This window comes from Nostoc cf. edaphicum LEGE 07299, assembly GCF_015207245.1.
Classification (GTDB): Bacteria; Cyanobacteriota; Cyanobacteriia; order Cyanobacteriales; family Nostocaceae; genus Nostoc; species Nostoc edaphicum_B.
In genome coordinates this window covers 1-3,882 of sequence record NZ_JADEXF010000572.1, presented here as the reverse complement: position 1 = coordinate 3,882, position 3,882 = coordinate 1, and the positions used below count along the sequence as shown (strand labels likewise).

At 45.7% G+C, this 3,882-nt stretch carries 5 protein-coding genes; all 5 read right to left on the bottom strand.

Features of this window, described 5'->3' with window-relative positions:
* Nucleotides 1–741 (bottom strand): NAD(+) kinase (locus tag IQ229_RS17050; protein WP_194045710.1); only part of this gene is annotated, 741 nt, incomplete at its 3' end.
* A gap of 6 nt (nucleotides 742–747) precedes the next feature.
* Nucleotides 748–1,053, bottom strand: a complete 306-nt coding sequence (gene nuoK, locus IQ229_RS17045; RefSeq protein ID WP_006199065.1) for an NADH-quinone oxidoreductase subunit NuoK — start codon at nucleotides 1,051–1,053, stop codon at nucleotides 748–750.
* 59 nt (nucleotides 1,054–1,112) lie between these two features.
* Nucleotides 1,113–1,727 (bottom strand): NADH-quinone oxidoreductase subunit J, encoded by a 615-nt coding sequence (locus IQ229_RS17040; protein ID WP_194045708.1) that lies wholly within the window; start codon nucleotides 1,725–1,727, stop codon nucleotides 1,113–1,115.
* 118 nt (nucleotides 1,728–1,845) lie between these two features.
* Entirely contained in the window at nucleotides 1,846–2,430 is a 585-nt protein-coding gene (gene ndhI, locus IQ229_RS17035; protein WP_194045706.1) for an NAD(P)H-quinone oxidoreductase subunit I, read from the bottom strand.
* Between the two features lie 89 nt (nucleotides 2,431–2,519).
* The gene (gene nuoH, locus IQ229_RS17030) at nucleotides 2,520–3,638 is read right to left on the bottom strand and encodes an NADH-quinone oxidoreductase subunit NuoH (protein WP_194045704.1); all 1,119 of its coding nucleotides are present in this window, start codon (nucleotides 3,636–3,638) and stop codon (nucleotides 2,520–2,522) included.
* Nucleotides 3,639–3,882: the final 244 nt, after the last annotated feature.

Sequence of the window (3,882 nt, the reverse complement as noted above, 5' to 3'; positions counted from 1 at the left end):
CAGCTTGGTACTCAAATCGTAATCCCCCAAAGGCCAAATACTCACCACAGAACCAGGGGGTAAAACGAGGGGGCGACTAGAAAGGCTCATTGCACAAATAGGAGTAATGGTAAGCGCCTCCATACCATCATGCATAATTGGCCCATTCGCAGAAACGGTATAACCTGTGGAACCTGTAGGAGTGGAAATAATCAATCCATCCCCGACGTATTGATCGACTACCTCACCATCGATTTCCATTTCCAGAATTGAGGTGATCATTCGGTCAGCGGAGGCGGGTTTGACACAGAATTCATTCAAAGCCAGGTAACGTTCGCTCACTGGTTCTAAATTAGATCCATGACCCTCATACACCGCAGCTTGCAACATCATCCGTCGTTGGATAGCATAGCGATCCTCAAACAGTCGATCCCAAACTTTCTCAGTATCCTGAAACTCTTCCACTGACTCAGTTAAAAACCCCAGATGACCTCCCACATTCACTCCCAGAATTGGGATACCAGCTGGGGCTAAATGTCTGGCACCAGTTAAAACAGTACCATCGCCACCGAGAACCAAAGCGAGATCGATTGGTTGACCCGCCGAAGCCAAAAAGACTGGATAGGGGTTGTCTTTCGGCCCGCTAGGCCCCATCAACACTTGGCAATCGCGGCTTTCTAGTTGTTTCGCACAGAGTTCTGCCCATTGTTTACTCCGGGCATCTCGCGCTTTATAAGCAATGATTACCTGCTTGAGTTGCACGCACAATTACCACTTCAGGAGATTAAACTGCTCCATATCGACGGTATCGCGGTTGCGATAAATGGCCAGCACGATCGCTAAACCCACCGCCGCCTCGGCTGCGGCCACGGTAATCACAAATACTGTGAAAACCTGACCCTTAATTAATGTTGAGTCGAGGAAGTTGGAAAATGCCATTAAATTCAGATTAACAGCATTGAGCAGTAATTCAATTGACATCAGCACCCGCACAGCGTTGCGGCTAGTAATTAAACCGTAAATGCCGATGCAAAATAAAGCTGCTGCTAGTAATAAAAAGTACTGGAGTTGCATGAATCTGGGTATCCCTCCTGAAAAAGCTGGCTGTTTATCTGCGATTCAGGTCGCAAATATTACTCTTTTGTTTCGCTGGTTGTTGATACTAGTTCTCTGGGGCGTTCTTGTAAAGTCAAAACAGTTTGCCCCACATTGGATCGTGTCAGTTGATCTGGCAAATACTCACGACGTGCCAAAATAATTGCTCCTACCATCGCTATCAGCAGCAAAATGGAAGCTAGTTCAAAAGGTAGTAAAAAGTCAGTGAAGAAATGTTCGCCAATCAAAACTATAGAACTTTCACCACCAGCTACAGGAGCGGTTGAGTACGCCCAAGGAGTAGCCAGCACCATCGTACTTAAAAGACCAAACAATCCTACACTGACTACACCCGTAAGTACTTTACGCACCCAAGAGTTAGGAAATGCTACAAAATTTTGCCGCTTGTTCACCAACATAATGGCAAACAAAATCAGTACGTTAACCGCCCCAACGTAAATTAGTATTTGTGCAGCTGCAACAAAATCAGCATTTAGCAACAGGTACATTCCCGCTATGCTGATGAACACACCCCCCAGCAAAAAGGCAGAATAGACGATGTTGGAGAACAGCACCACACCAATGGCTGCCCCAATCATCATCACGCCCAGTATGCCAAGTGATACTAACTGTACTCCTTCTGCTAGATTCACTGTTTTTTGTCCTTAATCATTGGTCATTGGTCATTGGTCATTGGTCATTAGTCATTAGTCATTAGTCATTGGTCAAATAACAAAGGACAAAGGACAAATGACAATGGACAAATGACATTTATTTTTCTGTTTGTTCTACCAAGTCTTCTGGACGCGCACCTGCACGTGGCGCATCTGCGGGCAGTCCATGTGGTTCGAGGACGCCTTTGGGTAGGTAAACTAGTTCGCGCAGTGGTGTCACCATTGGATCGTCTGTTACCTTATACGGCACACGACCTAGCGCCACGCTGTCATAATTCAATTCATGGCGATCGTAAGTGGAAAGCTCATATTCTTCTGTCATCGATAGACAGTTAGTGGGGCAAAATTCCACACAATTACCGCAAAAGATACAAACTCCAAAGTCAATGCTGTAGTGGTTGAGTTTTTTCTTTTTGCTGGCTTTGTCGAATTCCCAATCTACTACAGGTAGGTTAATTGGACAAACGCGAACGCAAACTTCGCAAGCGATGCACTTATCAAATTCAAAATGAATCCTACCGCGAAACCGTTCGCCAGGAATTAGTTTTTCGTAAGGGTACTGTACAGTAATTGGACGCCGCCGCATGTGGTCGAAGGTGACAGAAAGTCCCTGACCAATGTAACGCGCAGCTTGTACCGTTTCTTTGGCGTAATCACCAACTTGTTTCAGGAACTTTAGCATTGTGTTTCACTCTCTCTTTATTTGTCCCTTGTCCCTTGTCATTTGTCCTTGGTCATTAGTACAAATGACTAATGACTAATGACTAATGACTAACCCCCGAAGGCGAAGGGAAAGGCTAGTTTCAAGGCGGCGGTTAATAGGAGATTAACCAAACCAACTGGTAACAAAAACTTCCATCCTAAATCTAACAGTTGGTCAATCCGTACCCGTGGCACTGTCCAGCGCAACAGGATGGCGACAAACACTAGTAAATAGGCTTTGAACACGGTCATGGTGATACCCAAAGCCGCAGTTACTATCTGGAACACAGGATTTAATTCACTGACTCCCAGCCAACCAGCGATGAGGTTGAGGGGAATAGGAAAGTCCCAACCGCCCAGGTAGAGAATTGCTACTAGTAAGGAAGAAAGGATCAAGTTAACGTATGAACCCAGGTAGAACAGACCGAATTTCATGCCTGAGTATTCAGTCTGATAGCCTGCGACGATTTCTTCTTCCGCTTCGGGTAAGTCAAAGGGTAATCGTTCGCATTCAGCGAGGGCGGCTATCCAAAATATCAGAAAACCTATTGGTTGTCGCCAAATGTTCCAACCCAGAATGCCGTAGCCAGATTGTTGATTGACAATATCAACGGTGTCGAGGCTATTAGACATCATAGCGATCGCTAATACCGCCAGCGCCAAAGGAATTTCATAACTAATAGATTGCGCTGCTGCCCGCAACCCCCCTAAGAGGGAGTATTTGTTATTAGATGCATAGCCAGCCATTAGCAAGCCAATGGGTTGAATGCTTGACAAGGCAATCCACAAGAATACGCCCATGCCCACATTGCTAATTACGATATTCTGTCCAAAGGGCACAATCAGGAACGACAGAAACACCGGAATTACAACAATAATGGGGCCGAGGGTAAACAGCCAGGGGTCAGACTTGGCTGGTACTATATCTTCTTTAAATACCAGCTTCAGACCATCCGCTACAGGCACCAGCAACCCAAAAGGCCCCTGGTATTCTGGCCCAATTCGCTGCTGTGCAGAGGCAGAAATTTTCCGTTCTAGCCAAGTAGCAACTAATACCCCCACTGTTGCCCCAATCAGCATCAGTATCATTGGCAGCGGCATCCAAATCGCTTTGGCTGTTCCTGCTGGTATACCTAAATCCCGGAGGGATTCAATAAAAGTTCCTTGGAGGTCAATTCCTGAATTCATGTTTCCGCTCTTTAAGACATCGAGTCATAGTGAGTTACAACTATTAGTTCAATTAATACCTGTAAATTCACCCATTTTTAATTTTTGCTGTGATGACGCCCGATTGAAAATTTGTTGCCAATTCCCATGCCTAGTATATCGTTGGATGGTTTGACCACCCTGAAGCGAGATAAGAACTTCTACTTATGGTTGGCATTGAGATTGGCTATTGAGGAGACGGGGATGGGGAGCAGGGGAGCAAGGG